General features: G+C 39.8%; 26 protein-coding genes. 23 read left to right on the forward strand and 3 right to left on the reverse strand.

Annotated elements, in window-relative coordinates; all coding sequences use genetic code 11:
• The first annotated feature begins 7 nt into the window (after nt 1-7).
• From HDE70_RS04720 to HDE70_RS04765, 10 genes are all read left to right on the forward strand, one after another.
• Nucleotides 8-256: a hypothetical protein gene (locus HDE70_RS04720; protein ID WP_183865537.1), complete on the forward strand. Its 249-nt coding sequence runs from the start codon at nt 8-10 to the stop codon at nt 254-256.
• 3 nt (nt 257-259) lie between these two features.
• Entirely contained in the window at nt 260-1093 is an 834-nt protein-coding gene (locus tag HDE70_RS04725; RefSeq protein WP_183865538.1) for a hypothetical protein, read from the forward strand.
• 11 nt (nt 1094-1104) lie between these two features.
• On the forward strand, nt 1105-1674 hold the full coding sequence (locus HDE70_RS04730; RefSeq protein ID WP_183888331.1) for a DUF6620 family protein: 570 nt from the start codon (nt 1105-1107) through the stop codon (nt 1672-1674).
• 145 nt (nt 1675-1819) lie between these two features.
• A complete protein-coding gene (locus HDE70_RS04735) occupies nt 1820-2521 on the forward strand; it encodes a toxin-antitoxin system YwqK family antitoxin (protein ID WP_183888334.1) in 702 nt (233 codons plus the stop codon).
• A 268-nt stretch (nt 2522-2789) separates the two neighbouring features.
• Entirely contained in the window at nt 2790-3812 is a 1023-nt protein-coding gene (locus HDE70_RS04740; protein WP_183865541.1) for a LacI family DNA-binding transcriptional regulator, read from the forward strand.
• Between the two features lie 109 nt (nt 3813-3921).
• Nucleotides 3922-4944 (forward strand): substrate-binding domain-containing protein, encoded by a 1023-nt coding sequence (locus tag HDE70_RS04745; RefSeq protein WP_183865542.1) that lies wholly within the window; start codon nt 3922-3924, stop codon nt 4942-4944.
• Nucleotides 4944-6446: a sugar ABC transporter ATP-binding protein gene (locus HDE70_RS04750; protein WP_183888336.1), complete on the forward strand. Its 1503-nt coding sequence runs from the start codon at nt 4944-4946 to the stop codon at nt 6444-6446. The genes HDE70_RS04745 and HDE70_RS04750 overlap by 1 nt, the downstream gene beginning before the upstream one ends.
• Nucleotides 6447-6483: 37 nt before the next feature.
• Nucleotides 6484-7428 (forward strand): ABC transporter permease, encoded by a 945-nt coding sequence (locus HDE70_RS04755; RefSeq protein WP_183888338.1) that lies wholly within the window; start codon nt 6484-6486, stop codon nt 7426-7428.
• A gap of 3 nt (nt 7429-7431) precedes the next feature.
• On the forward strand, nt 7432-8910 hold the full coding sequence (locus HDE70_RS04760) for a mannitol dehydrogenase family protein (RefSeq protein ID WP_183888340.1): 1479 nt from the start codon (nt 7432-7434) through the stop codon (nt 8908-8910).
• Nucleotides 8911-8916: 6 nt separating this feature from the next.
• A complete protein-coding gene (locus tag HDE70_RS04765) occupies nt 8917-9858 on the forward strand; it encodes a carbohydrate kinase family protein (protein ID WP_183888342.1) in 942 nt (313 codons plus the stop codon).
• An 81-nt stretch (nt 9859-9939) separates the two neighbouring features.
• Here the strand turns inward: HDE70_RS04765 and efp are convergent, their stop codons facing one another.
• Nucleotides 9940-10500, reverse strand: coding sequence for an elongation factor P (gene efp, locus HDE70_RS04770; protein ID WP_068400487.1), 561 nt, complete (start codon nt 10498-10500; stop codon nt 9940-9942).
• Nucleotides 10501-10714: 214 nt separating this feature from the next.
• Between efp and katE the strand changes: the two genes are divergently transcribed.
• Nucleotides 10715-12862: a catalase HPII gene (katE, locus tag HDE70_RS04775; RefSeq protein ID WP_183888344.1), complete on the forward strand. Its 2148-nt coding sequence runs from the start codon at nt 10715-10717 to the stop codon at nt 12860-12862.
• Between the two features lie 57 nt (nt 12863-12919).
• On the opposite strand, the gene HDE70_RS04780 is transcribed toward katE, so the two are convergent.
• Nucleotides 12920-13399: an ankyrin repeat domain-containing protein gene (locus HDE70_RS04780; protein ID WP_183888346.1), complete on the reverse strand. Its 480-nt coding sequence runs from the start codon at nt 13397-13399 to the stop codon at nt 12920-12922.
• 153 nt (nt 13400-13552) lie between these two features.
• On the opposite strand from HDE70_RS04780, the gene HDE70_RS04785 reads away from it, so the two are divergent.
• The 7 genes from HDE70_RS04785 to HDE70_RS04815 all read left to right on the forward strand — a co-directional run bounded on the left by HDE70_RS04785 (nt 13553) and on the right by HDE70_RS04815 (nt 19942).
• Entirely contained in the window at nt 13553-14104 is a 552-nt protein-coding gene (locus HDE70_RS04785) for a Crp/Fnr family transcriptional regulator (RefSeq protein WP_183888348.1), read from the forward strand.
• Nucleotides 14105-14169: 65 nt separating this feature from the next.
• Entirely contained in the window at nt 14170-14613 is a 444-nt protein-coding gene (locus tag HDE70_RS04790; RefSeq protein ID WP_183888350.1) for an acyl-CoA thioesterase, read from the forward strand.
• A gap of 73 nt (nt 14614-14686) precedes the next feature.
• Nucleotides 14687-16102 carry a TolC family protein gene (locus HDE70_RS04795; protein WP_183888352.1) on the forward strand — a complete coding sequence of 472 codons (1416 nt, stop codon included), beginning with the start codon at nt 14687-14689 and terminating at the stop codon, nt 16100-16102.
• A 13-nt stretch (nt 16103-16115) separates the two neighbouring features.
• A complete protein-coding gene (locus HDE70_RS04800) occupies nt 16116-17096 on the forward strand; it encodes an HlyD family secretion protein (protein WP_183865552.1) in 981 nt (326 codons plus the stop codon).
• Nucleotides 17086-18282 (forward strand): ABC transporter permease, encoded by a 1197-nt coding sequence (locus tag HDE70_RS04805; protein ID WP_183865553.1) that lies wholly within the window; start codon nt 17086-17088, stop codon nt 18280-18282. The genes HDE70_RS04800 and HDE70_RS04805 overlap by 11 nt, the downstream gene beginning before the upstream one ends.
• A 2-nt stretch (nt 18283-18284) precedes the next feature.
• Nucleotides 18285-19457: an ABC transporter permease gene (locus HDE70_RS04810; RefSeq protein WP_183888354.1), complete on the forward strand. Its 1173-nt coding sequence runs from the start codon at nt 18285-18287 to the stop codon at nt 19455-19457.
• 71 nt (nt 19458-19528) lie between these two features.
• Nucleotides 19529-19942, forward strand: a complete 414-nt coding sequence (locus HDE70_RS04815; RefSeq protein WP_183888356.1) for a hypothetical protein — start codon at nt 19529-19531, stop codon at nt 19940-19942.
• A 29-nt stretch (nt 19943-19971) separates the two neighbouring features.
• On the opposite strand, the gene HDE70_RS04820 is transcribed toward HDE70_RS04815, so the two are convergent.
• Nucleotides 19972-21111, reverse strand: coding sequence for a DUF4932 domain-containing protein (locus HDE70_RS04820; protein WP_183888358.1), 1140 nt, complete (start codon nt 21109-21111; stop codon nt 19972-19974).
• A 591-nt stretch (nt 21112-21702) separates the two neighbouring features.
• Between HDE70_RS04820 and HDE70_RS04825 the strand changes: the two genes are divergently transcribed.
• From HDE70_RS04825 to HDE70_RS04845, 5 genes are all read left to right on the forward strand, one after another.
• On the forward strand, nt 21703-22278 hold the full coding sequence (locus tag HDE70_RS04825) for a hypothetical protein (protein WP_183865557.1): 576 nt from the start codon (nt 21703-21705) through the stop codon (nt 22276-22278).
• 71 nt (nt 22279-22349) lie between these two features.
• On the forward strand, nt 22350-23393 hold the full coding sequence (gene mnmH / locus HDE70_RS04830; RefSeq protein ID WP_183888360.1) for a tRNA 2-selenouridine(34) synthase MnmH: 1044 nt from the start codon (nt 22350-22352) through the stop codon (nt 23391-23393).
• A gap of 8 nt (nt 23394-23401) precedes the next feature.
• Nucleotides 23402-24451, forward strand: a complete 1050-nt coding sequence (gene selD, locus HDE70_RS04835; RefSeq protein WP_183865559.1) for a selenide, water dikinase SelD — start codon at nt 23402-23404, stop codon at nt 24449-24451.
• 19 nt (nt 24452-24470) lie between these two features.
• Entirely contained in the window at nt 24471-24926 is a 456-nt protein-coding gene (locus HDE70_RS04840) for a rhodanese-like domain-containing protein (RefSeq protein ID WP_221302005.1), read from the forward strand.
• Between the two features lie 81 nt (nt 24927-25007).
• Nucleotides 25008-26219: a glycoside hydrolase family 27 protein gene (locus HDE70_RS04845; RefSeq protein ID WP_183888362.1), complete on the forward strand. Its 1212-nt coding sequence runs from the start codon at nt 25008-25010 to the stop codon at nt 26217-26219.
• Nucleotides 26220-26292: the final 73 nt, after the last annotated feature.

Genomic DNA, 26292 nt, shown 5'->3' on the forward strand with positions numbered 1-26292 from the left:
TGCAGAGATGGGAGAAGACGAAAAAAAAAGGACATTATCCTACCTCGGGAAGTTGAAACAGCGGGCAGTCAATCAAGAGAATTATGGCGGGGAGTTCAAAATGGAAGAGGCTAAGATGGAGACGCGTGATTGTCCGGAATGTGGTGCGGGCCGTGCTTTTCAAAAGGGGCTTACGATCTGCGCTTATTGCGGTTTTAAGTTTATGGATATCAAGCTCACTAATGGTATGTATATCAAAAAAGAAAATAACTCATAGCTCATGTTTGGTCTGTTCGATAAAAAATATAATAACCCGGAGCTGCTTGAAACTATCAGTCAAACACAGGAAAAATGGTTCGCTTTTCTGGATAAGCTGGAACAGCGGATGGATGAATTATGCAGTTCAGCATTGCCAGAGATCCGCGAGGTTTTTAACCAGGATAAAGATCCCTATAAGCGTGCACATGGTCATATGCTGCTAGGCATTCGCGGACAAATCAGTCAGATGCGCAACAAGGCCAACGCGGTAAGAGAAGAGAAAATAACTCATTTTATCGACGTGGTTAAAGCCGGACTTCCGGATTTCATTTCTTTCTCTGGACGGGAATATCATGATAAGCTGATGGTTTTCAGAATAAACTGCATTAACAGGCATCAGATTTTTGAAGATAAAATAGCGCGTTATAATACTTTACTAGAGCAAGCCACGGGCGGACAGGATCTGGAAACTGCCTATCAGCAAGAACTTGAAGCATTTGAAAATATCCGGAATAAGTTTAGCTGTAAACAATGCGGTGGCCAGCTCACTATTTCAAAGATATTTTTCATTGCGGCTTATATCACTTGTCCATATTGCCAGACGCAGAATACTTTCACGCCTTCTACTGGCGCACAAATGGTATTACATCGGGCACGGAGCCTTGCAGAGCAGCGTACCGCGCATCTGCTTAAGTTTTACGAAGAAAGCAAACCTGAAAATAAGTCTTTGTACCGGCAATATCTGCGTGCGATGTTCAATGAATGGAACAAAATTGTGCCAGATATGACCGAAGAAAATGAGAAGTTTTATCAACGAATGTTACAAGATCATTTGAATTCAATTCATCATTATTAAATAAAAATCATATGTCAGAAAATCCATTATTAGCACCTGTTCACGGTATTACTTTAGAAGATTACAGTGCAGCGTGCGCGAAAATAGGAAGCGGTTTAAGTGAAACTGCTATCGCAAAAGCTTTAGGAGTAGAATTACCTGTATGGGAGGAAGCCAATTTGCTTTGGCCGGAAAGGATGAAGCAAGATGCTACCTATCATATTATAACGCTGTTTGGCCAGTACTTTGGTGATGCTGATCAGCACCCAAAGCTTGGAAACTTAAAACCAGAACTTTCTGCCGGAGGATCCGGGAATATAGAAAAGATTAAAGCTGATAAAGACTTTTATCAGGAACTGGAAGTTGCCAGGCAAGTAGCTTATGATTATGGGCACGATGGGGCACAGTGGATCGCTGATCAGTATGGTATTTCGATTGGAGATTTTCAGATTGCTGCCGCGAAATGGAGTGAGCAGGTTCATCAGGATATTCAGACCGATTATGAAGAATATAATCAAACACAGGCAGCCTACAGGAAAAAATATGAACAACAATTTGCTGATGCCCAGGGAGGGAATGTAGCCGACGATATTGATTTCTAAATGAGTTGGATAACTCTGTTTTATTTAAGATGTTCAGCTGGTTTTATAGCTTTATAATGTATTTAAAGAATGATTTGAATGCTCATTCTTTAAATACATTATAATTATTTTCATAAATTTACAAACTCAATTAAACCGCTGTCAGATGAAAAAGAATACAATTTTACTTGTTTTACTATTTGCATTCACTACTACGTTTGCACAGGTAAAAACACAATATTTTGATGCAGACTGGAAGCCAGTTGCTAAAGAAGATATGGTCTATTACAGACCTGAGCCTGCTGCTGTAAATGGTAAATATCTCTTTAAAGATTATTATAAATCAGGTAAGCCTCAATTTGTAGGTTACTCTTTATCTAAAACTGAAGAGAAATTTGATGGGGAAGTTAAATATTATGGAGAGAATGGTAAAATCAGCGGAACATCTGTATTCAGAAACGGAGTTTTAAATGGTTCTGTGAAAACATTCTTTGAAGATGGAAGATTGAGACAAGATGCCACTTATAAAGATGGTGAGGAAGAAACTGCTACACTTTATACCTACAAAGGGACTGAAATAGAAGGTGTTCCATCTGTCTATGATCTGATTACCATATTTGAGAAAGATGAGCGTGTGAAGCAGATTATTTATGATGGTAATCCAAAAGGTATGCGCCAGGAGTCGTTTTTAAACGAAGGTAAAGCAAAGTATTACGGCGCTGATGGAAAGCTTCTGGGAGAGCTGATTTTCGATTTATATGGGAACCCTAATAATGGGACCATGATCGAATTTGATTTTAATCCAATGAAAGTTTCTGCTACACGTTTTTTCGTGGATGGTCAGGAACAGGAAAATAAGCAAATCTGATTTATTAAATAAATTAAGTTTAAACGGTTAAACAAATAATTCAAAAAATTAGCCAATTGCACCCTATTGTATTGAAAATACGGTAGGGTGTTTTAGTATAGGTAGATTTATATAATCAGGTTAAAATACTTGTCTATTGTGTAATAAAGGTCGATAAATGACCTGTAGCTATTCATATGATACGTTGATTTAATAAAAATATATGTTAAATAATTTGTGATTTAAACGTTTAAATAGAATATTAGCATTCCGAAACTTTGTATGCGCTATGAAAAAGAACATTTCAATGAAAGATATTGCCCGGCAACTGGGCGTTTCCACAGCATTGGTATCCTATGTTCTGAATGGCCAGCTGGAAGACAGAATCAATAAAGATACTGCACAGAAGATTAAAAAATTAGCTGATGAACTCGGCTACCGGCCTAATCATGTAGCTAAAAGTTTAAAGATTAATAAGACATTGACGATCGGTTTGATCCTGGCTGATATTTCAAACCCTTTCTCTGCAAGTCTGGCCAGAATTGTGGAAGACGAAGCAAAGAAACATAAGTACACCGTGATTTTTGGCAGTGCCGATGAAAGCGCTGCTAAATCAGAAGACCTGATCCGTACTTTTATGAGCAGACGTGTTGACGGCTTTATTATCGCGGCACCCGAAGGATCAGAAGAGCTGTTAATTTCCCTCAAAAAACAAGCTATTCCATTTGTTCTGGTCGATCGCTATTTTCCGGATCTAAACGTGAATACAGTAACCATTAATAATTTTCAGGCTTCCATGGAAGCGACTAATCATTTACTGGAACAAGGTTTCAGTGAAATTGGAATGATCAATTTAAAAGCAGATCTTTTCCATTTGACAGAACGCTCCAGAGGATATAAAACAGCACTCTCTAAAGCTGGCCAGCAAAATGAAGGTAAAAACCTGAAAGTAGTAGAAGAGAAGAATATGATTGAAGAAGTTCATCAGGCTATCAATGAACTTTTAAATCAGGCAGAGCCTATTCAGGCGATTTTTTTCGGTAACAATAACTTAGCGATTGAAGGATTGATTCACATCCGGAATTTAAATATCCGTATTCCCGAAGATTTGGCGATCGTATGTTTTGATGAATCTAACGCTTATAACTTATTTTATTGCCCGGTTTCTTATATCAGGCAGCCATTGGACAAATTAGGGCAGGCTGCGGTTAAACTACTGCTGGAAAACATAGGAAACGAGGAGCGGGGTACAAATAATATGACACTCGAAGCAGAACTGATTATCCAGAAATCATCACAAAAGTATAATTAATAATAGGTTGATAACCTGTTGTTTAAAAATAGTTTAATTTTATTTAATCGATTAAACTAATTATAGATAAAAGAGTAAGTAAAACTGATGCTAACCAAATAAACCCCATATGAAAATCAAAGAGTTTAAACATGTACTGCCCCTCATTTTTGCCCTGAGCATGTTGTTCCTGACCAGCTGTAATCCTGAGCAAAAAGCGAATACAAAATTACAACCCGCATTGGTAAGCAAGAAAGATCTGTCTGAGGTTAAAGCAGGCTATTGTTCCCCTTCACTGAATGCTTCATTTTATGTTGCTTTATCAAAAGCCGTTCAAAGTAATGTGGAAGCGTATGGAATGAAATTTATTGCGGTAGATGGACAAGGAGATATTACCAAACAGATAACCGGAATAGAAGATATGGTTGCCAAAGGCGTTAAAGTTTTAATTATCAATCCGATTGATCCTAAAGCATTGGTGTCTACGATCAATGCTGCAACGCAAGCTGGAGTCGCCGTATTTATCCTGGACAGCTACATAGATCCCTCAGCGCATTATGTGTCTTCAGTCTTCGCTAATAATACTTTAAACGGCGAATTGGTTGGAGAATGGGTGGTAGCTCAAATGGGCAGTCAAAAGATCAATGCGGCCATTATCAGTGGTAATCAGGGGAACCAGGCTGGTAAAGAAAAACGTATGGGCTTTATGAGTGGTCTTGCTGAAGGGCAGCTGAGAACCAAAGGAAAAACAGATTTCACGATTACAGCTCAGGGATGGGGTGGATGGGAGAATAATGAAGGTCTGAAAGCAATGGAGGATATACTTTCTGCGCATCCTGAAATTAATGTGCTCATGGCAGAAAACGATGCAATGGCTATTGGTGCTTTAAGAGCAGTTGAAGAACTGGGTAAGAAAACCAATATTATGGTAGCCAGTTTTGATGGACAAAAGGAAGCACTCAAACTGATTAAACAGGGTAAATATGGCGTCTCTGCTTTGAATAGCCCGAACAGACTGGGAAAACTGGTCGTTGAATCTGCTGTACGTTATTTAAACGGAGACCGGTACCTGGATAAGGTCATGTATACACAATCCTTATTAATTGATAAAAATAATGTGGCTCAGTTTTACGATCCAAAAGCAAACTTTTAATGGAAAATATAAGTTTAGTAAACCGCGTTGAGTTAAGAAACATAGCGAAATCTTTTGGTGGTATTTCTGCATTAAAAGATGTAACTCTTAAAGCGATGCCCGGAGAAATTCATGCATTAATGGGTGAAAACGGAGCTGGTAAATCAACATTGATGAAGATTCTTTCTGGTGTTCATCAAAAGGATAAAGGACAGATTTTTATAGATGGGGAAGAAGCCCATATCAAGAATACTTATGATAGTAAACAACTGGGAATTGGTATCATTTACCAGGAATTCTCTTTGGTACCCGAACTCTCGGTAGCTGAAAATATATTCCTGAACAGACTAGGTGAAAATGGTTCCTGGCTGAAGTTTGATAAACTGAAAAAAGATGCAGGTCAGCTGATTGAAAGTATTGGTTTTAACATTGATCCGGCTGTAAAAGTAAGCAGTTTAAGTATCGCACAGCAACAAGTGGTCGAAATAGCAAAAGCCCTTTCTGAAAATGTGAAAGTTCTGATTCTGGATGAACCCTCTGCTGTATTGGGCCCCACAGAAGTACAGAAATTATTTGATACTTTATTTAAATTAAAAAGTGAAGGTGTAGCCATTATCTTCATTTCCCACCATTTAAGTGAAATCTTTCAGATTGCTGACCGGGTGACTGTGATTAAAGACGGTGCTTCCAGTGAAACATTGGATGTAGCCAGTACCAATAAGGATGCGATTATCAAAATGATGCTTGGCAGAACTTTAAATGCCATGTTTCCACCAAGGGCAACCGTAATTGGTCAGGAAGTATTAAGGGTAGAAGAGATTAGCATTGCCAATAAAGTAAAAGGAGTTTCTTTTGCTGTGAAAGAAGGGGAAGTTCTTGGAATTGCAGGTTTGGTTGGCAGCGGGAGAACAGAAACAATCAGAGCAGTTTTTGCCGCAGATCAGCGTTCTGGTGGTGATATTTTTATGTATGGAAAGAAAATGAACTTTCATTCTCCAAGCGATGCCGTTAAACACGGAATCGGAATGGTACCTGAAGACCGGAAATTGCAGGGCGTGATTCTTTCTCTGCCAATTAAACAAAACATCAGCCTGACTAATTTTAAAGATATCTCGAATGTTTCGGGTTTTATCAATGCTGATAAAGAAACAGATCAAACCGATGATCTGATAAAAAAGCTGGTGATCAAAGCACTTAGCGGAAATCTGGCAGCGGGAAAATTAAGCGGAGGAAACCAGCAGAAAGTTGTTTTGGCAAAATGGTTGAATACCAACTGTAAGGTAATGATCATTGATGAGCCGACAAGAGGTGTGGATGTGGGCGCTAAAGTAGAAATCTATACGCTCATTAACGAACTGTCCAGACAAGGGGTAGCTACCATTGTCATTTCTTCTGAAACCGCAGAACTGATGGGGATCTGTGACCGCATCCTGGTGATGCGGGAAGGGAAAGTACATGGAGAGCTGGACAAAACAGAATTTACAGAAGAAAATATTCTGAGGCTTTCTATCGGCGCACAATAACCCTTAAAGAAATCACCTGATTAATCTCAAAAAAACTATGGAAACAACTTTAAAAAATCCTGTTCAATTTATAATTAAACACAATACAATTGTTATTTTTCTACTGATGTTATTGGTGTCGGCCATGGTATCAGATGCCTTTTTTACAGCCAATAACCTTTCCAATTTAATCAGGCAATTAGCCCCGGTTGGGATTGTAAGTATGGGGATGTTGCTCGTTATTTTAACGGGAGGGATAGACCTTTCTGTAGGCTCAGTAGTGGCCATGACAGGCGTATTAATCGCTTTGTTTTCACAATCGATGCCCCTTCCAATTGCCATTGCAGCCGCTCTTGCTGCGGGTATTCTGGCTGGAGGAATTTCAGGTTACCTGGTTTCTTATCAAAAAATGGCTCCTTTTATTGCTACACTAGCCTTAATGACTATGGTTAGAGGCTGCGGGTTTATCTTCTCCAAAGGTGCCCCGGTTATGGTAGACGATCATGCGGCCGCTTTAACCGATTTTGGAAGCGGACATTTATCAGGCATTCCAAACCCGGCGATTGTATTGTTTATTGTATTTGCCATTACCTCTATTTTACTCAAATACAATGTGTTTGGAAGGATATTGATTGCGATAGGAAGTAATGAAGAAGCGGTACACTTATCAGGGATCAGAGTCCCACTCTACAAATTCAGTGTTTATGCCATAACAGGTGGCCTGGCTGCATTGGCTGGTATTATCAGTACGGCAAGAACCTCTGTGGGCTCACCAAATTTAGGAGTAGGCATGGAGCTGGATGTTATTGCGGCCGTTGTGATTGGCGGTACCAGTTTAAAAGGGGGTAAGGGGTCTGCTGTCAATACATTTCTGGGGGTATTGATTTTAGGAATGATGGGGAACGTTATGAACTTACTGGACATCACCTCTTACTCTCAGCAAATCATTAAAGGACTAATTATTATTTTGGCAGTATTGCTGCAAAGATTTCAGGACAAATAAATTATGGAACAAAAAGCTATAAAATTAAACGCTAAAAACTTATCCTCACTGCCTAAAGAAGTGAGCGTTCCCGCTTATGACAGAAGTAAGGTGAAAACAGGAATTGTGCACGTCGGCATTGGTGGTTTTCACAGAGCGCATCAGGCCTTTTATACCGATCAGTTATTGGCGGAGCATGGGGTAACAGACTGGGGGATTTGTGGTATCGCTTTGCTGGATCACGATAAACGAATTTATGATACATTGGTTGATCAGGATGGGTTATATAACCTGATGATTACAGCAGCTGACGGAACAACACATACAAAGGTAATCGGTTCTATCGTCGAATATCTGTTTGCGCCAGAAAACCCGGATGCAGTAATAGAGAAAATGGCACATCCTGATGTAAAGATTATTACCTTGACTATTACAGAAGGTGGCTATAATTTTAACCCTGCTACGGGTAAGTTTATGCCAGAGAACCCTGCCATCCAGGCTGATATTGTAAATCCGGAAAAACCGGATACTATATTCGGATACCTTACACAGGCGATCAAACGAAGAAAAGAACGTGGTCTGAAGGGTATAACGATACAATCCTGCGATAATATTCAGCAAAATGGAGTGGTGGCTAAAGAGATGCTTCAGGCTTACATTACCTTGGCGGCGCCCGGATTATTAAACTGGGTTAAAGAAAATATTTCTTTCCCCAATGCCATGGTAGACAGGATTACACCGGTAACTTCGCAAGAAGCAATCGATTTATTAGACACACAATTTGGCATAGCTGATGCATGGCCAGTAGTTTGTGAACCCTTTTGCCAATGGATTATTGAGGATGATTTTATCAATGGCCGGCCAGACTGGAACCTGGTGGGCGCGCAATTTGTGAAAGATGTGCATCCTTACGAGAAAATGAAGATCCGGTTAGTGAATGGAGGGCATGTAGCTTTAGGGTTTACAGGATATCTGAACGGTTATACTTTTGTCTATGAAACCATGGCTGACCCTGTGTTTTTTAACTTCGTCAAGGATTTTCTGGATGAGGAAGCGACGCCAATTCTGGATGAAGTGCCGGGCATAGACGTTGAAGAATACAAGAAAACCCTGATGCAGCGCTTCTCAAATCCTTATATCAAAGATCAGCTGACCCGGATTTTCTCTGAGAGTTCAGCAAAAATCCCTAAGTTTTTAATGCCAACTATCAATGATCAGTTAGTTAAAGGTGTATCTTTAAAGAGAGCAGCCTTGATTCTGGCCGCATGGTGCCATTATTTAGAAAAGACTGCAATTAAAGAAGTTCAGGATGAAATGAAACAACTGCTGATCAAAGAAGCAACTGAATCTATTAAGGGTGATCCGCTGGCTTTTTTGAAAATAGCCTCCATTTTTGGTGACATAGCGGAAAAAGAAGAATTCGCCTTTCAATATCTGCTCTTTTTAAATGGCGTCCGCAAAGAAGGTGTGGCAAAAGTAATCAATACAATTGACCAATATTAACGAGATATGAACAGGAAAAATAGTCTTCAGGTAGTATGTTTTGGCGAGGTATTGTGGGACAACTTTCCATCTGGTAAAAAGCCCGGTGGTGCGGTCATGAATGTGGCCTATCACTTAAAAAACCTTGGCGTAAACAGTCATTTAATCAGCAGGGTGGGTTCTGACCAGAATGGGACAGAACTTATGCAGGTGATGAAAGATTCGGGTGTAGACACCACATTTGTCCAGTTGGATCAGGTACATAAAACCTCTACAGTGGAGGTCACAACGGATCAGGATAATGAAGTTCGTTATGAGATTGTCAAGCCTGTGGCCTGGGATTATATCACCTTTGAAAATCCGCATATCCGTTTAGTGGCACAAGCCGATGCAATTGTTTACGGAAGTTTATCCGGTCGCTGCGAAACGAGCAGGGAGACGCTGGCACAATTGTTAGCGCTGGCCTCCTATAAAGTGATGGACGTTAATCTGCGTGCTCCTGATTATGAACCCGAATATATTGCTGCCCTGCTGCACCAAACGGATTTGCTTAAATTAAATCTGGAAGAACTCACGATTATCAGTGACTGGTTCAGTAAGGATTGTCAAACAGAAACAGCGCGTATAGAACTCCTTAGAAACAAATTTGATATTCCTGAGATTGTGGTCACAAAAGGCAGTAAAGGAGCCTCTTACTATGGAGATCAGACCGAACATCACTGGTCGGCTTATGCGATTCAGGTAGCGGATACTGTAGGTAGCGGCGACTCCTTTTTAGCAGGGTTACTGGCTATGAAACTATCAAATGAATATATTAATGATACTTTAGATTTTGCAGTCGGGCTCAGCGCTTTTATCACTACCAAAGCAGGAGCATGCCCGCCTTACAAAATAGCAGACGTAAACAAATTTATCAGGACTTATAAAAAAGAATGGAGTGTGGATCGCTGGCCGAATCCTGCGCTATAAAAATTTCTTTCAGTTTTGACATAAAAAAAGCAGCCCGATAAGCTGCTTTTTTTTAAAGAATATAATAAACCATCAGGATGGTTATTTTACACGTTCAACGTATTCACCCGTACGTGTGTCTATTTTTACTTTATCACCTTCGTTCACAAATAAAGGAACTTTGATTTCAAAACCAATTTCTGTAGTTGCATATTTTAATGCACCAGAAGAAGTATCTCCTTTAACAGCTGGTTCAGCATAAGTAATCGCTAATTCCACAAAGTTTGGTGCCTGAGCCATAATAGGTTCTTCACTTTCAAAAGAAACGATAACATCCATTCCTTCTTTGATAAACTTCGCAGCCGGGCCGAATAAGGCTTTAGCAACGCTGAACTGCTCAAAAGTAACGTTATCCATAACTACAAAGTAGTCACCTTCTTCATATAAATATTGGAAATCACTGGTCTCTACACGGCAAATTTCAACCTGCTCGTCAGTTGCTAAACGGGCCTCTACAATTTTCCCGGTTTTAATATTACGAAACTTTCCTAAGTAGAAAGCTCCACCTTTACCTGGTGTACGATGCAGGATTTCTGTAACTGTTACCAATTCGCCGTTGAAACGTAAAATATTTCCTACTTTGATTTCGGATGCCTTTGCCATAAAATATAGTTGTAAAATTTGAGTTCAAATATATGTGCTTTTTTTGTGTATTTATAGTTCAATTCATAACATCTTATCGTTTCTTACTCACAAAACCATCATTCAATAGTATATTTTAATTTAAAACATTTCATAAAACGGTTTGTTCTGGTTGCAAATTAGCTAAAAAGAGCCTGCCTCTTATAGCTAACCACCAACGTTAAAACGTCGAATTATGAAAAAACCAGTAGTATCTCCTTCGGAGGCAATTTCAAAGAATGAAGACCTTCAAACCAATAAGGAAGATGGGTCAGGTCAATTGCTGACCACTAATCAGGGATTAAAAATTAATGATGATCAGAATTCACTAAAAGCAGGGGAGCGTGGGGCGACGCTGCTGGAAGATTTTATCCTCAGAGAAAAGATCACTCACTTTGACCATGAAAGGATTCCTGAACGTATTGTACACGCCAGAGGGTCGGGCGCACATGGTGTATTTGAATTGTATAAATCTCAGGCTGAATATACAAAAGCCGGGTTCTTAAATGATACCACGATTAAGACTCCTGTTTTTGTCAGATTTTCGACGGTTGCCGGTTCCAGAGGCTCTACAGATCTGGCCAGGGACGTCAGAGGTTTCTCTGTTAAATTCTATACCCAGGAAGGTATTTATGATTTTGTAGGTAATAATATGCCTGTTTTCTTTATTCAGGATGCGATCAAATTTCCAGACCTTATCCATGCTGTAAAACCAGAGCCGCATCATGAAATGCCTCAGGCCGCATCTGCTCATGATACCTTTTGGGATTTTATTTCACTGATGCCAGAATCTTCACATATGATTATGTGGCTCATGTCAGATCGTGCAATTCCCCGCAGTTATAGAATGATGGAAGGATTTGGTGTACATACTTTCCGGTTGATTAATGAAGAAGGAAAATCACACTTTGTTAAATTCCACTGGAAGCCACTACTCGGCGTACATTCAGTAGTCTGGAATGAAGCTTTAAAAATTTCAGGGAATGATCCTGATTTCCATAGACGTGATCTTTGGGAAGCGATTGAAGCAGGTGCGTTTCCAGAATGGGAACTAGGGATTCAGGTGATTCCGGAAGAAGATGAGCATAAATTCGAGTTTGATTTACTTGATCCAACCAAGTTAGTTCCAGAAGAGCTGGTACCTGTTCAAAGAATTGGAAAAATGACACTAAACAGGAATCCGGATAACTTTTTTGCGGAAACTGAGCAAGTGGCTTTCCACCCTGGTCACCTGGTTCCGGGTATTGATTTTACCAATGACCCACTTTTACAAGGACGTCTGTTTTCTTATACTGATACACAGCTTTCAAGATTAGGAGGGCCAAACTTTCATGAGATTCCAATTAACAGGCCTATCTCACCGGTCCATAATAATCAAAGAGACGGGCATATGCGTCAAACTATTAATAAAGGCCGCACCAGTTATCAGCCAAATAGTATCAATGATAACTCACCATTGCAGGCTAAAGTTTCAGAAGGTGGTTTTAGTTCTTACCAGGAACGGATTGATGCTAAAAAAATCAGAGCACGCAGTGATAGTTTCTTTGATCATTTTTCTCAGGCTACACTTTTTTATAACAGTCAGTCAGAGCCAGAGAAAAATCACCTGGTAGATGCATTAAAGTTTGAACTGGGAAAGGTAGAAATCGAAGACATCAGAAAACGTGTGCTTGGTATTTTAACACAAGTAGACCTTACATTAGCCAAACGTGTGGCAGAAGGCTTAGGTCTGGATGTACCGTCCGGGCCTGAAAAACCAGTTAACCATGGTGTGCCGGCAGATGGCGATCAGGACAAATATGAACCGAAAATCGTGAAAAGTACGTTGAAATCGAGCGCGGCACTCAGTATGAAAGATACGCCTAAAGACACGATTAAAACGAGGAAAATAGCCATTCTGGCTACTGACGGCGTGAATGGAAGTCAACTGGATGCGTATAAAAAAGTACTGGAAGCAGCCGGGGCAGTTACAAAAATTGTGGCTACTCACGACGGACATATTAAAGATGATTCAGGGAAATTAATCAAAGTAGATTTTACTTTTCTGACTACGGCATCTGTTTTATTTGATGCGGTATATGTACCAGGTGGTAAAAAATCAGTTGAAGCCTTAACCGCAGAAGCTGATGCTATTCATTTTGTTGAAGAAGCTTTCAGACATTGTAAAGCTATTGCAGCAAACGCAGAAGGAGTGGATTTTATTCTGCTTTCTAATATTCCAGTTAAAGATGAAAAAGAATCGGTTGATGGGTTATTGCTAAACAAAACTGCTAAAGATTTTGAGAAGGCCATACAACAACACCGTTTTTGGGAACGGGAGAAAAAAGGAAAAATACCAGCTTAATCTGTGCTGCGAAATAACAATAAAGGCTATATCATTTGATATAGCCTTTATTGTTATTTAATTTGCTTGTTCCAGCAATGCAATTCCTGCTTCATTTCCCTGCTGCGCTGCCAAATCAAAAACTGATAATCCACGGGAATCTAATATTGTTTTGTCGGCACCGTAACTTAGCAATAAGCGAACCAGTTCATTCCTTCCGAACATAGCTGCAAACATCAAAGCAGTTCCGCCATTTCCATGCTGAAGGTTCAGGTCGGCACCATTACTGATCAGCAGCTCAGCAATGTCAGGATAACCTTTAAAAGAGACCCCCATCAACGCCGTATTCCCACCAAAATCCTGTGCATTGACATCGGCACCCGCATCTACTAATAATTTTACAGCTTCATACCGATTATTATAAGCTGCAATAATAAGTGGAGAATATCCCTTTTCATCCTGACCGTTTAAATCGGGATTGCCTGCCAGTAATGTCTTTAATTGATCAACGTCTCCCGTTCTTGAAGCATTGATGAGCGCATAAGTTTGATTATCCATTTGTTGATCTGATTAATTTCCGTATTGATGAGTAATATGAACACCAGAATCCTGAAATGGTTTATTAAAAGCTCAAAAACCGTTTAAGATTCGGTTATTGTACCTCTTCGCCGGAAAAATTATTATTTTTGAAGGTCACCAGAAAAACAAGATATGACATTGAATGAATACATTGCTGAAATGCTGAGTACAAATGAGACTTTGCCATTTCCTACTGTTACCGCAGCGTATTCCAAAAAATCTGTCATTACCAGTATAGGACAGGTCGAAAGAAATATCTATTTCCTTAAAGAAGGCATCATAGAAATCGGGATGGAAACTGAAATCGGGAACAAAATCATTGACTTCTGCTTTTCCAACGATATGGTTTCTTCTTATACTTCCTTTCTGGCACAAGAAACATCAGATGTATATCTTTACTGCTTAACAGATTGTATTGTAGAAATTGTTCCCTACGCCCAACTGAATGAAGCCTATAAAACCTCTTTGCTCGCAAATCAATTTGGCAGACTGGCTACAGAAGGACTTTATATGAAAAGAGTGCGCAAAGAAAAAGATACACTTACCAAAAATGCAGAACAAAGATATCTGGAACTCATTAAATACAGGCCCGAAATGATCAAAGAAATTCCTGTTCACCGCATTGCAAGATACCTTGGCATCCACCCGGAAAGCCTGAGCAGACTTCGTAAATCAATTTCCTAACATAGGTCAGTATATAAAAAAACGTGATCTGTTACCTTTGTCCCTATAAATAATCCGTAGAGATCATGGTACATTTTCAGAAAAAATTAGCATTACGCTGGGCCGATTTAGATCCCAACTTTCACCTCAGACATAGCAGCTATTACGATCTGGCTGCCCAATCCCGGTTAGAAATTTTAGGTGAACTCGGCCTGACGATGAACGTAATGCAAGAACAGCACTTTGGCCCTGTCATCTTCAAAGAATCCTGTACATTTATCAGGGAAATCAAATCAGAAGACCAGATCAGCATCAATATTAGAGTGGAGAAGATGAGTGCCGACGGAGCAAAATGGTCTATTGTGCAAGAATTTACTGATCACGAAAATAAAGTAAGAGCTATTCTTACAGTCGAAGGTTCATGGATAGATACCAAATTACGTAAACTGGCCAGGCCAGTACCTCAGGTTGCACAGGATGCTTTTAACCTGTTACCGAAAATAGAAAAAACATTAAACGATAGTTTTTAGTTTAAACTAGTATAAACGCAGTATTCGCTGAATAAAATGTAAATTAGAATAATTGCGGGAAATTCATTGCCCTATGAGAAACTATTACCCAAACAGACTGGTATTTATTGGTGTGCTGTCTATTTCGCTTTTGCGGATAAGCCAGGTTCAAGCTCAGCAAGTACCAGATTTACCAACGTTAATGCAACGTGCCGTCAATAAAGACGCAGAGCTGGCCAATAAACAACTCGACGTAGAACAAAGCAAAGATTCAAGGCAGGCTTTATCAGATGCCTATTTGCCACGTGTAAGCAGTATGGCAAGTTATGCTTATTTAAACAGCAGTGTCAATGCGAGTTTGCCATCCTCTACTTTTCCGATTTTGAATATTCCAATTCCAGCTTTGGATGGAAGCTTTAACATGCACAATAATACGTGGCTGGCCAATGTAAGTGTAAAAGCATTGCTGTTTGACGGATTTAAAATTGGCAATTATAAAAAAGCAATTACCGAAAAGATGAAAGCCCAAACCGTTATTTTAGAGAATGACAGGCAGATAATTATCGGTAAAGTCAGTGAAACCTATGATATGCTCGCGCTGCTTAAACAAAGTAAGGTAGTACTGGACAATAGCGGTAAACAATTGGAGGCGCAGTCAAAAATTGCTGATAAAGCACTTGCTTACGGTTTGATCACTAAATATGAACACAAAAAGATTGAAGTGGCCCGTGCACAACTGGAAGCAAAACTGGTAGAGTATGACGGAAAAAGAAATTTAGTCCTTAAACGTTTAGAACAGCTGACTGGAATTGGCACAGACACACTCAAATTAATTGATAACAGCCTGGTACCTTACCTGAATGTAATTCCGAACCAGGATGTCAATAACCGCCCGGAATTTGCAGCATTGGAAGCTCAGGATAAAGCTTATAACTATCAGCTGAAAGCTAAAAGAAATCATTTGATACCTACGGCTGCCGCTTTTGGCTCTGTTTCTTATATGAGCTTAAACAATCTTGTTTTTCAAAATAAAGCAGGAACACTTGGCCCTAATACCGGTGATGTCAAACTTCAGATGAACAAGCTGGAACTATTCCCTACGTTTATTGCCGGTGTAGGTGTAAAATGGGACATATTCGATGGATTTGAAAGTAAACACGAAATCAGGAAAATAAAGATTGAATTACAACAGGTCAGGAATAAAAAAGAAGAAGCAAAAGAACTGCTGTCACTCGGCTTAATTAAAGCGAATACCGATTACAGTATTGCTACAGCGCAGATTGGTGCAAAGGAGAAAGAAAAAGAAGTATCACTTGACGCGCTTCAAATCGCTACTAAAGAATTCAGAACCGGGCTGATCAAACCAGCCGATCTGATCACTGCCATAACAGATAGCGAAAAAGCTGAATTAAGTTATTTAGAAACCGTATTCAATCAAAGAAGAGCCGCCGACGAAGCACATAAAGCTGCCGGAAACCTGACTATAGACAAATTCAAATCAAAGAATTAAATATTCTACCAAGATGAAGCATACAAAAATATTATTGCCTTTAATTATGATTTTCTTTGGTGTTACTTCTTGTAGCCAGAAAAAATTAGAGAACGCATTTGAAGGAAAAATAAAAAGAGAGACCATTGCCTTTACCACTAAAGTAGCAGGGCGTATCCTGAAAATATATGTAAAAGAAGGAGACCTGGTGCATCGTGGCGATACGCTCGCTATGTTGAACTTACCAGAAGTTACAGCCAAAGTGGCCCAGGCACATGGTGTGGTTAAAGCAGCCTCTGCGCAACATACCATGGCCGACAATGGGGCTACTTCAAATCAGCTGAAGCAAATCCAGGCCAAATATAAAGCCAGTTCAGAACAATTCTCTTTTGCGCAAAAATCTTTTAAACGTGCCAGCGCAATGTATGCCGATAGTATGATGGCTCCCCAGGCTTATGATGAAGCATTTGCTAAATATCAAGGTGCAAAAGCACAGCTTGAAGCTACAACAGCAGAGCTGAACGAAGCGAAAAAAGGCCCGCGTGCAGAAACAAAAGAAGCAGCAATGGGGCAGCAGCAGCAAGCAGAAGGCGTACTGCAAGAAGCAGAAGTTGCTTACTCTGAAAGGTATATTATTGCTACCAATGATATGGCCGTAGAAACTATTACTTTACACGAAGGAGAGCTGGCCACACCCGGTTATGCGATATTCAGCGGTTATATTCCAAGCAGTACCTGGTTTCGTTTCACTATTCCCGAAAGTCAGATTTCTGAGCTTAAACAAGGAGGTGAGGTCACCGTAAAAGTTCCTTATAACCAGGAAACCTTTACCGGAAAAATAGCGACGATAAAGCAGATGCCTAAATATGCAGATATCACGACAGCTTATCCGGATTACAAAATGGATGAAGCCGTTTATGAAATCAAAGTAACCCCAACCGATATTAAAAAAACTGAGGTATTACTTTTTAACGCTGCTGTTTTACTACCAAGACCCGTTGTCAATGCCAAATAAACCTGTTTTCTTCTATTTGGTGAAACGAGAGTTTGGCCTGTTTTGGAGCAACAAAATTTTTGTGGTTGCCTTTCTGATCATGCCCGTTATTCTTGCCTTTTTATTAGGCAATGTTTATATGGACGGTGCAGTGAAACACCTGAAAATTGTGGTGGTGGACAAAGACAATACATCGATGAGCACTAAGCTTATTGATATGTTTTCCGATCATCCAACCCTGCATGTTCTGGAAGTAAAACATGAAACGATAGATTTAGATCAAACGATGCTGGATACGCGTGCGATTGCAATTGTCGTGATACCTGAAAGGTTTGAAGCCGATGTGTTGAATAAACGCAATCCTGAAGTCAATACTTATCTGAATATGAGCAATACCGTTGCTGCTGGGGCAGTCGGAACTGCAATTGCACAATGTAATGGAACCCTGAACGCAGGAATAGGGATAGAAGCTATGAAGAAATCTGGTTTGCCTGCAAGCGTTGCTGCACAAAGAATCCAGCCTTTCCAGCTCAACCTGTTCCAGCTGTACAATCCCGGTCAAAGTTACCTGGTGTTCCTATGGCCTGCACTTATTTTCTCTATCCTGCACCAATTACTTTTATTAGCCATGGCTGTTAGTTTTTCGCAGGAAATAGAAAATAATACCTTTAACAAAGCAGGTCTTTTAGGTCTGACCACTTCGGCCTTTCAATTGATTATTATCAAGATGGTCCCATATTTGATCTTATCAATGATTACCCTGCTGGTCTTTTATTTATTCAGCCTGCACTTTAAACTGCCAAATCCTGTGCATCCGGAGGTCTTATTTTTATCACAAATTCTAATGGTGATCAGCACTTGTCTGCTGGGTGGTTTGTACAGCCTTATTTTTCCATCTCAATTGAAAGCGACAGAACTGCTTCTGTGTATTGCTTCACCAGCATTTACTGTATCAGGATTTACATGGCCAGCAGATCAGACCCCGGTCATCTTAGAAGCCTTTGGTAAAATTATCCCATTGACGCCGTATTTAAGGAGCTTAAGAGCTTTGCTGCTTGAAGGGGCGAATATCCATGATGTGATGCCTTTTATCCAGCATCAGCTTATTTTAATAGCTGTGTTTTTTTTATTAAGTTTTATACTGCTGAAGTTAAGAATCAGAAAAAGCCTTCGGGTTTCAAAGGAAGTTAACGCGGAAGAGGAATAACCATGAACAGACTTAAAACATTTTTATCATTAACCGGCAGGGAATTCAGGTTGTTTAAAAACAACCCGATTATGGTGATGCTGTTTATAGGCGGGCCAATCCTGTACGGGGTCATATTTGGCGCAGTCTATCAAAAAGGTAAATTTACCGATTTGCCTGTAATGGTTGTCGACAAAGATAACTCCGCAATGAGCGCCAGATTTATTGATATGCTCGATGATATGGATGTGTTGAAAGTTGTGAACGTGAAACACGAAAGTATAAACATGAAAACTGTTTTGATGAATGACAAAGCTTTGGCAGCTGTAGTTATACCTGATGGATTTGAAGCTGATCTGTTACAGAACAGACATCCTGAAATTAATGCTTACGTGAATAACGCGAATCTAATGACTTCCAGTTATGTATCCCGTGCTTTACTGACCGCTGGCGGAACACTAAATGCGGGTATAAAAATAGGGGCGATGCAAAAGCAGGGGTTGCCGGCAGCGGTAGCCGCGAACCAATATGAAGCCTTTCATTCCAACACTTTTCGTTTATATAACCCGGCTTCCAATTATATGATTTATTCCTGGCCATCTTACCTGGCTATCATTTTGCAAACCGTAACTATTGTAGTCATGGCTTTGAGTTTTACCTCAGAATATGAAGCCAATACTTTTAAAGAGTTGTGTCAGAAAAGTAAAACTGTATCCATGATGATGGCGATAAAAGTCGTTCCTTACTGGATTATATCTATTGGTTTAGCAGGTATTCTGGCCTGTTTTTATGTGATTTTCAGAGAACCTTTTCCTAAACATATACTGGATGCAGCCCTCATCTTTTTGCTGTTTATAGCTGCTGCTACTTTTATGGGAATGGTTGCAAGTATCCTATTTAAAACGCAATTACGAGCTGTGCAATTTTTAATGGTGCTCTCCATGACCGTATATATTGTATCCGGGTACAGCTGGCCTTTTGACCAGACCGGATGGGCAGCACGTGTATTTGCTTATATTTTTCCGATGATGCCTTTTGTGAACGGATACCGGATTTTATTATTTCAAAGTGGTACATTGAATGATATCAGCGACTATACGACTATTTTAGTTATTCAACTCTGTTTCTACATTTTACTGTCTTACATTCTTTTGAAAATAAAGACCCGCAAGGAAATGAAAAGGAATAAGAATTAACCTGATCGCTGAGGAAGGGAAACTTTTTGACAGACTTGCTGTTCTCCTGTTGTTATTAAACAAATAAAGAAATGGCATTACATCAAACCAGCAAGGCACAGACCATAGGTCGTATTATATTAGGTCTGATCCTGTTAACCGCAGGGATTGGCCACCTGAGTTGGGCAAGAGTAGAATTCCTTGCGCAAGTGCCGGACTGGGTTCCATTAAACGGAGATCTTGTTGTTATTCTTTCCGGAATTGTGGAGATTTCTATGGGACTTTCTTTAATCTTCTGGAGCAACCAGCGTGTCAGAGTTGGTTGGATTGTGGCCCTGTTTTTTGTGCTGGTTTTCCCTGGTAATGTTTCTCAATTGATTACGCACACCAACGCTTTTGGCCTGAACTCAGATTTACTTCGTGGCATCAGGTTATTGTTCCAGCCAGTGCTTGTAATCTGGGCATTGTGGAGTACTGGAGCATGGGCTGCCTGGCGGAAAAAATAAACCGGAAAGATCATATATTAGTCTTAAGGCTATTGTTTAGCATGATAAGCCGCTTTGATCTCTTTGATATTTCCCGCCGTTTGATTAAAAAAAGTAATAATTCTTGGATAAAAGCTTTTGAATGTTGGATACCGATCTCTGGAAGACTCGTATTCCCCTAATAGCATAACTAGTTCTTTTGTCCAGAGAAAACCCTTTTTTTGCTGTTCCAGAATCTCAGCCTGTACAACCTTATCCTCATTTTTGTGATCAATCAGATATCTGACTACACAAGCTCTGACTAAAGACTCATTGATTAAACTTTGCCAATCCTCATAAGCTTCGCGCTTCATTTCTATCCGCTGTGAATCCAGCAGAATTCCGCCACTGGCTTCCAGTAATTTCCCGTTGCCATCTTCTTCCAGAATATGGTTCACAAACGAATGGTTAAACTCATGAATTAAGGTAGGCAGATAGTCATTAGCGGAGAATAAGGGCTGACTCGTTTCATCGAAAGTCCAGGAACCCATAATCGCATAGACAATCTTTTTCTGTCCGGCAGGAAATACACTTGGACCATAATTAGCTCCACCATTTGCAAGGCCAACAACAGTTTTGTAGTCTACACTATGGTCACCATAATAAGCTGGATACCAATTGGGATCGAAGCTCGCTGATGCCTGATTAAACCGGGTTGTAGCGACGTTGTAAATAGACTGGTGATTTTTATAAAACACTTCAAATGAAGAGGTTTTATAGAAGTCATTTAACAGTTTAACGAATTTCAGGGCATCTTCCATTTCCCATTTTCCTGCCAGGCTGCTCTTTGAAACCTTAATCAGGGAAAACTGATCACCTTTAAATTCAAGATTTGCAGCAAGGAACATTACTCTTGAAAAACCTATTCCTTTTTCTTCACTCAGCTTCTTTGCAAAACTGATTATTGGCTGATCCTTATATTTTCCAAAATAAGCATTGATGTCTTTCACGTACTGCTTTGCAAAATTCATATTGTACTCAGGATTTCCTGCAAGCCTGAATACAATACTTAACAACTCTACCCGCCGGTCTACTGTTGATGCGACAGCCTGTGTTTTATTAAATACAGGAACCGGTCTGCTAAAAACAGGGGGCTTCGCAAAAGAGAAAGTATTGATCAATACCAGCAGAAAAGTAATAGTTAATTTCATTTGATGGGCGTTAAAATCTGAATAACCGAAATAAATAAATGCTTTTCCACCAATGTAAGCTATTCGCGTTAAAGATTATCCTGATGCGTAAAAAATGTCCGCAATTGTCCGCAGCTGTCTGCAATTGTCCGCAGTTGTCCGTGGGTTAGTCAAAGGGGAAATTATAATTTCAATAATCTTCAACTAGTTATGGTTTGGTTGTGCCTGAGTGGTGGTCGGGGTGACACCAGGTTGAGAACAGCCTTTAAGCATACTTACTCTAAGTCATTTCAACTAGTTGTTTTGACTTGGACTTGCCATGGACTCACGTTACTTTAGCATTGCTCTTACCCTAACGAGTACCCGGACAGTACCCGGGCAGTACCCGGCCGATATTGAGTTATTATTTAGCTATTTTGAATTTATTTACTAACAGCCCGGCCTTGTTTCGGCTGGGCCATCCTTGACAGCAAAGACTTTCTGTTGAGCGTGTCAAAAATTTATGCTTAAAAAAGAGCCTGCTCCACAAGTTTATGAATTGATCCAAAAAATAAAACAGAACATAATTACCGTTTTAAGCGTTATAATGATTTAAAATCTATAAAAACAATAATGAAGCATACATCTTATCAGGAAGCGATCGAAGAATACGAATTAAAAGAAAATGAACAGGCCTTATTGCTTTACGCACATTATGGCAGGGCGATTTATATGGGGCAGGTTTTAGAACAGCAGACTATCAATATGTTAGCTATAGATGATATCGTTAAAACCAAACCTGATTCACAAGATGCCTATGAAGCTATCTGGGCTAAATATGACCACAGTAAAATGATGGTAGGTGTGATGACCACTTTATTACAAGAAGCTTATCAGATCAGTGATATTGATATGGAAGAATTCAGAGAAGTATTGCTGTTAAGAAATAACTTAGCACACAGATACTTTAGATTTAATGACGTATTATTCTCGTCGCATGGCGGACGTAAACGGATGATCAAAGACTTTGTAGATTTCACCAATAGTATCAAAGCAATTGAAGAAAAGTTAGCTGTTTATATTGCTGATTATAATAGTGCAGCTGGTTTAAGCGCAGAAAGAATTGCTGAATTACTGGCAGAAAGAAAAGAAGAGTGGAAAGACAAAGTAATTGATGATACTTATGATAGTTCACTAAAGTATAACTAACCTTTTACACAGATTAACCCATTATTTCTATAATTTGATCATATTTACGGATCTGGTACTAAATCCTTAAAATGATCAAATCGATTTCTATTCATGACTTTATCAATTTACCTGAATCCGTTCCTCTGATTGATGTCAGAACTCCTTTAGAATTTCAGCAAGGTAGAATTCCTGGCGCATTTAATGTGCCGGTTTTCACCAATGAAGAACGTGTTCAGGTAGGTACGACTTACAAACAAGTTGGAAGAGAACAGGCAATTTTACTGGGCTTTGATCTGACAGGTAATAAATGGTCGTCTTTTATCAGGGAAGCTTTAGTAATATCACCCGGAAAAAAGATTGCTGTTCATTGCTGGCGCGGAGGAATGAGAAGTGGTGCAATGGCCTGGGCGCTTGATCTGTACGGCTTTGAGGTCTACCTTATTGAAGGCGGTTATAAGAATTACCGCAGGTGGTCTGCTGCGCAATTTGAAAAAGCTTATCAGTTAACTATAGTAGGAGGAATGACAGGTTCTGGTAAGACCAAACTGCTTCATCAGCTCCGGACTATGGGTGAACAAATCATAGATCTGGAAGAATTGGCACAACATCAGGGTTCCTCTTACGGCACAATGAATAAAATGGTGCAGCCTACACAAGAGCAATTTGAAAACAACTTTGCTTTTCAACTGAACAAACTCGACAGGCAAAGCCGGATATGGATAGAAGATGAAAGTCTGACCATTGGCAAAAGATGTATACCGAATCCTTTTTGGTATCAAATGAGAACCTCTTTAGTATTAAATATAGCAGTTCCTGATGAACATCGCGTAGAACTGCTGGCCGCAGAATACGGAGCTTTAGATCCTGAATTTTTAATAGAATGTACACAGCGTATCTGGAAAAGACTTGGCCCGGAGCAAACTAAAAATGCTATTCTGGCTATTCAGGAAGACCGTATGTCAGACTTTATCAGGATTGTACTGGTTTATTATGATAAAACATATAAAACAGGACTTCATAAACGCGATCCGGAGAAAATCAAAACAATAGCTATTGATAGCAAAGATATCAAAGTGAATGCAGCTAAAATGCTGTTGACCATACAGGAATTACATTCCACTCAACAATTATAACTCAGAAAATGGAATCAACCCCTATAAAACTTACCCAATACTCACATGGTGCCGGATGTGGCTGTAAAATCAGCCCTGCCGTACTTGACAAAATTTTACATACTACAGTTCCTGCCACAGCTGATCCTCGTCTCTTAGTTGGAAATGATAAAAGGGACGATGCCGCAGTATTTGATTTAGGCAATGGAACTGCCTTAATTTCAACTACAGATTTTTTTATGCCTATTGTAGATGATCCCTATGACTTTGGCAGGATTGCTTCTGCAAATGCGATCAGCGACGTCTATGCCATGGGAGGAAAACCGGTAATGGCGATTGCGATTTTGGGCTGGCCAATTGAAAAGCTTGCACCAGAAGTCGCGCAGAAGGTTTTAGAAGGAGCAAGGGCTATTTGTGCCGAAGCTGGGATCACGCTGGCTGGCGGACACAGTATTGATTGCCCTGAGCCTGTTTTCGGCTTATCAGTAAATGGGTTGGTTAATATTCCTCAGCTCAAACAAAACTCTACCGCTACTGCTGGTTGCCGGTTATATTTAACAAAAGCATTAGGTGTAGGGATTTTGTCTACTGCGCAAAAGAAAGGTGTTTTGCTTCCCGAGGATGCAGCAATTGCACTTAAAAGCATGACTACACTCAATAAAATGGGAGAGCTATTTGGTCAGTTACCCAGCATAAAAGCGATGACAGATGTAACAGGTTTTGGTTTGCTGGGACATTTGGCTGAAATGTGTGACGGAAGTGGTTTGTCTGCAACCATTGAATTTGATAAAGTTCCGGTAATTTCATCTTTGCCTTACTATCTTGACCTGAACTGCTATCCGGGCGGTACACAAAGAAACTGGAATAGTTATGGACACAAGATCAGTACATTAACAGATCATCAGAAGTTTATTCTGGCAGATCCTCAAACCAGCGGAGGTTTATTGGTCGCTGTGGAAGCTGAAGGAGTGGAAGAATTCGAAGCGCTTTTAAAAAACCAGGGATTAACTGATGCGCATCTCATTTCTTTTGGCTGGCTGGAAAATACAGTAAATGAACCCTTGATTAAAGTAATTTAAAACCTGATATAGACAAACTATGCTTAAGAACATTTTATTAAAAGTATCATTTACTGCATTGTTATTTACAGCGATGACAGCTGTTAGTTATGCGCAAGTTTCAAAACCTCGTTTCCAAAGCAATCCCTGGGAAGAAGATCAGTTGATTTCACCTGCTGTACTGGCAAATATGATCAGTAAAAAAGAAGATGTTAAAATTTACAATATCGGTGTTGTTCAAAATATAAAAGGAGCAACGAACCTGGGCACTGCAAGTGAAGCCGGGAATCTGAATAAATTGAAGGAAATCCTGAAGACCACCCCTAAAAATAAAGCGATTGTAATTTATTGCGGATGTTGCCCGATGGATAGATGTCCGAATATCAGACCCGCATTTAAGGCTTTTACGGATCAGAAATTTACAAATGTGCGGTTATTAGAACTTCCCACAAATATCAAAACAGACTGGATTGATCATGGATATCCCGTAGACTAAAAATTACTATCATCGGATAGTTCATGATAATCAACGGATTCCCCATTCTATTTATAACAGTTCACTAATAGCTTTGTTCAGATGAGAAAAATATCATTATACCTGACTATTATCTGTTGTCTTTTCCATTCCAAAACTTCTGCTCAATCCAATCAGGAAAGTAGTCTGGCCTTAACACCGCCAATGGGATGGATGACATGGAATTATTTCGCAGATCAGATCACCGAAAAAGATATCATGGAAATGGCCGATGCAATGGTTAGCAGTGGTATGCTAAAAGCAGGCTATAATTACGTACTCATTGACGACGGATGGCAGGGGGGAAGAGATCATAAAAATAACATCATTGCTGACCCGAAGAAATTCCCTTCAGGAATTAAAGCACTTGCTGATTATGTTCATGGTAAAGGCTTGAAACTGGGGATATATTCCGACGCTTCATTACTAACCTGTGCAGGCTATACTGCGAGCCTTCATTTTGAAGAACAGGACGCAAAAACATTTGCTTCCTGGGGAATAGATTATCTGAAATATGACTATTGTGGTGCTCCTGAAGACGTCGAAACTGCAAAAAGCAGGTATAAAACAATGGCAGATGCGCTACGCAATAGTGGAAGAACTATTGTATTTGGTATTTGTGAATGGGGAGGCCGTAAACCCTGGTTATGGGCACCTGAATCCGGCGGGCAATTATGGCGGACTACCAATGATATCAGAGACAAATGGAAACGCAGATCGGCAAAAGAAGGGGGAGAGGGTATATTAGATATTATTGACCTGAATGCTCCGCTGGCTGAATTTGCCGGCCCCGGACACTGGAATGATATGGATATGCTGGTGGTTGGGCTGAATGGTAAAAAAGGCCCTTCTGGTGATTTAGGTGGAACCGGATGTACACAAGCGGAATACCAGAGCCAGATGAGTTTATGGTGTATGCTGGCATCGCCGCTGGCAGCTACGAATGATATCCGGAATATGAGTGAAGAAGTTAAGCGGATTCTATTAAATCCTGAAGTGATTCTGCTCAATCAGGATACCTTAGGAAAACAGGCTGTCCGGAAATTAAACAATGAAACCTGGACTGTTTTTCTAAAACCACTGGCCAATGGTGACTATGCATTGGCTATCTTAAACCGGAGTAATCAAACTCAGCAAATCACCTATGATTTTGGATTAACCGGAAGTTATCAAATCAAGGATTTATGGCAGCATAAAGTTATCAGAACAGGGAAAAACTGGAAGGGTAGTGTTAATTCCCATGAAACCAGGTTATTCCGTCTGATCAAAAAATAAAAATCTCCAAATAATTTGCGCAATTGATCGGTTGCATGTATATTTGCAACTGATCAATTGCGTAAATTATCAG

It is taken from the genome of Pedobacter cryoconitis, from assembly GCF_014200595.1.
GTDB lineage: Bacteria > Bacteroidota > Bacteroidia > Sphingobacteriales > Sphingobacteriaceae > Pedobacter > Pedobacter cryoconitis_C.

Bases quoted from the DNA above. Each gene is read 5' to 3' on its own strand.
- HDE70_RS04720 (WP_183865537.1), top strand. From the start codon at position 8: ATGGGAGAAGACGAAAAAAAAAGGACATTATCCTACCTCGGGAAGTTG.
- HDE70_RS04725 (WP_183865538.1), top strand. From the start codon at position 260: ATGTTTGGTCTGTTCGATAAAAAATATAATAACCCGGAGCTGCTTGAA.
- HDE70_RS04730 (WP_183888331.1), top strand. From the start codon at position 1,105: ATGTCAGAAAATCCATTATTAGCACCTGTTCACGGTATTACTTTAGAA.
- HDE70_RS04735 (WP_183888334.1), top strand. From the start codon at position 1,820: ATGAAAAAGAATACAATTTTACTTGTTTTACTATTTGCATTCACTACT.
- HDE70_RS04740 (WP_183865541.1), top strand. From the start codon at position 2,790: ATGAAAAAGAACATTTCAATGAAAGATATTGCCCGGCAACTGGGCGTT.
- HDE70_RS04745 (WP_183865542.1), top strand. From the start codon at position 3,922: ATGAAAATCAAAGAGTTTAAACATGTACTGCCCCTCATTTTTGCCCTG.
- HDE70_RS04750 (WP_183888336.1), top strand. From the start codon at position 4,944: ATGGAAAATATAAGTTTAGTAAACCGCGTTGAGTTAAGAAACATAGCG.
- HDE70_RS04755 (WP_183888338.1), top strand. From the start codon at position 6,484: ATGGAAACAACTTTAAAAAATCCTGTTCAATTTATAATTAAACACAAT.
- HDE70_RS04760 (WP_183888340.1), top strand. From the start codon at position 7,432: ATGGAACAAAAAGCTATAAAATTAAACGCTAAAAACTTATCCTCACTG.
- HDE70_RS04765 (WP_183888342.1), top strand. From the start codon at position 8,917: ATGAACAGGAAAAATAGTCTTCAGGTAGTATGTTTTGGCGAGGTATTG.
- efp (WP_068400487.1), bottom strand. From the start codon at position 10,500: ATGGCAAAGGCATCCGAAATCAAAGTAGGAAATATTTTACGTTTCAAC.
- katE (WP_183888344.1), top strand. From the start codon at position 10,715: ATGAAAAAACCAGTAGTATCTCCTTCGGAGGCAATTTCAAAGAATGAA.
- HDE70_RS04780 (WP_183888346.1), bottom strand. From the start codon at position 13,399: ATGGATAATCAAACTTATGCGCTCATCAATGCTTCAAGAACGGGAGAC.
- HDE70_RS04785 (WP_183888348.1), top strand. From the start codon at position 13,553: ATGACATTGAATGAATACATTGCTGAAATGCTGAGTACAAATGAGACT.
- HDE70_RS04790 (WP_183888350.1), top strand. From the start codon at position 14,170: ATGGTACATTTTCAGAAAAAATTAGCATTACGCTGGGCCGATTTAGAT.
- HDE70_RS04795 (WP_183888352.1), top strand. From the start codon at position 14,687: ATGAGAAACTATTACCCAAACAGACTGGTATTTATTGGTGTGCTGTCT.
- HDE70_RS04800 (WP_183865552.1), top strand. From the start codon at position 16,116: ATGAAGCATACAAAAATATTATTGCCTTTAATTATGATTTTCTTTGGT.
- HDE70_RS04805 (WP_183865553.1), top strand. From the start codon at position 17,086: ATGCCAAATAAACCTGTTTTCTTCTATTTGGTGAAACGAGAGTTTGGC.
- HDE70_RS04810 (WP_183888354.1), top strand. From the start codon at position 18,285: ATGAACAGACTTAAAACATTTTTATCATTAACCGGCAGGGAATTCAGG.
- HDE70_RS04815 (WP_183888356.1), top strand. From the start codon at position 19,529: ATGGCATTACATCAAACCAGCAAGGCACAGACCATAGGTCGTATTATA.
- HDE70_RS04820 (WP_183888358.1), bottom strand. From the start codon at position 21,111: ATGAAATTAACTATTACTTTTCTGCTGGTATTGATCAATACTTTCTCT.
- HDE70_RS04825 (WP_183865557.1), top strand. From the start codon at position 21,703: ATGAAGCATACATCTTATCAGGAAGCGATCGAAGAATACGAATTAAAA.
- mnmH (WP_183888360.1), top strand. From the start codon at position 22,350: ATGATCAAATCGATTTCTATTCATGACTTTATCAATTTACCTGAATCC.
- selD (WP_183865559.1), top strand. From the start codon at position 23,402: ATGGAATCAACCCCTATAAAACTTACCCAATACTCACATGGTGCCGGA.
- HDE70_RS04840 (WP_221302005.1), top strand. From the start codon at position 24,471: ATGCTTAAGAACATTTTATTAAAAGTATCATTTACTGCATTGTTATTT.
- HDE70_RS04845 (WP_183888362.1), top strand. From the start codon at position 25,008: ATGAGAAAAATATCATTATACCTGACTATTATCTGTTGTCTTTTCCAT.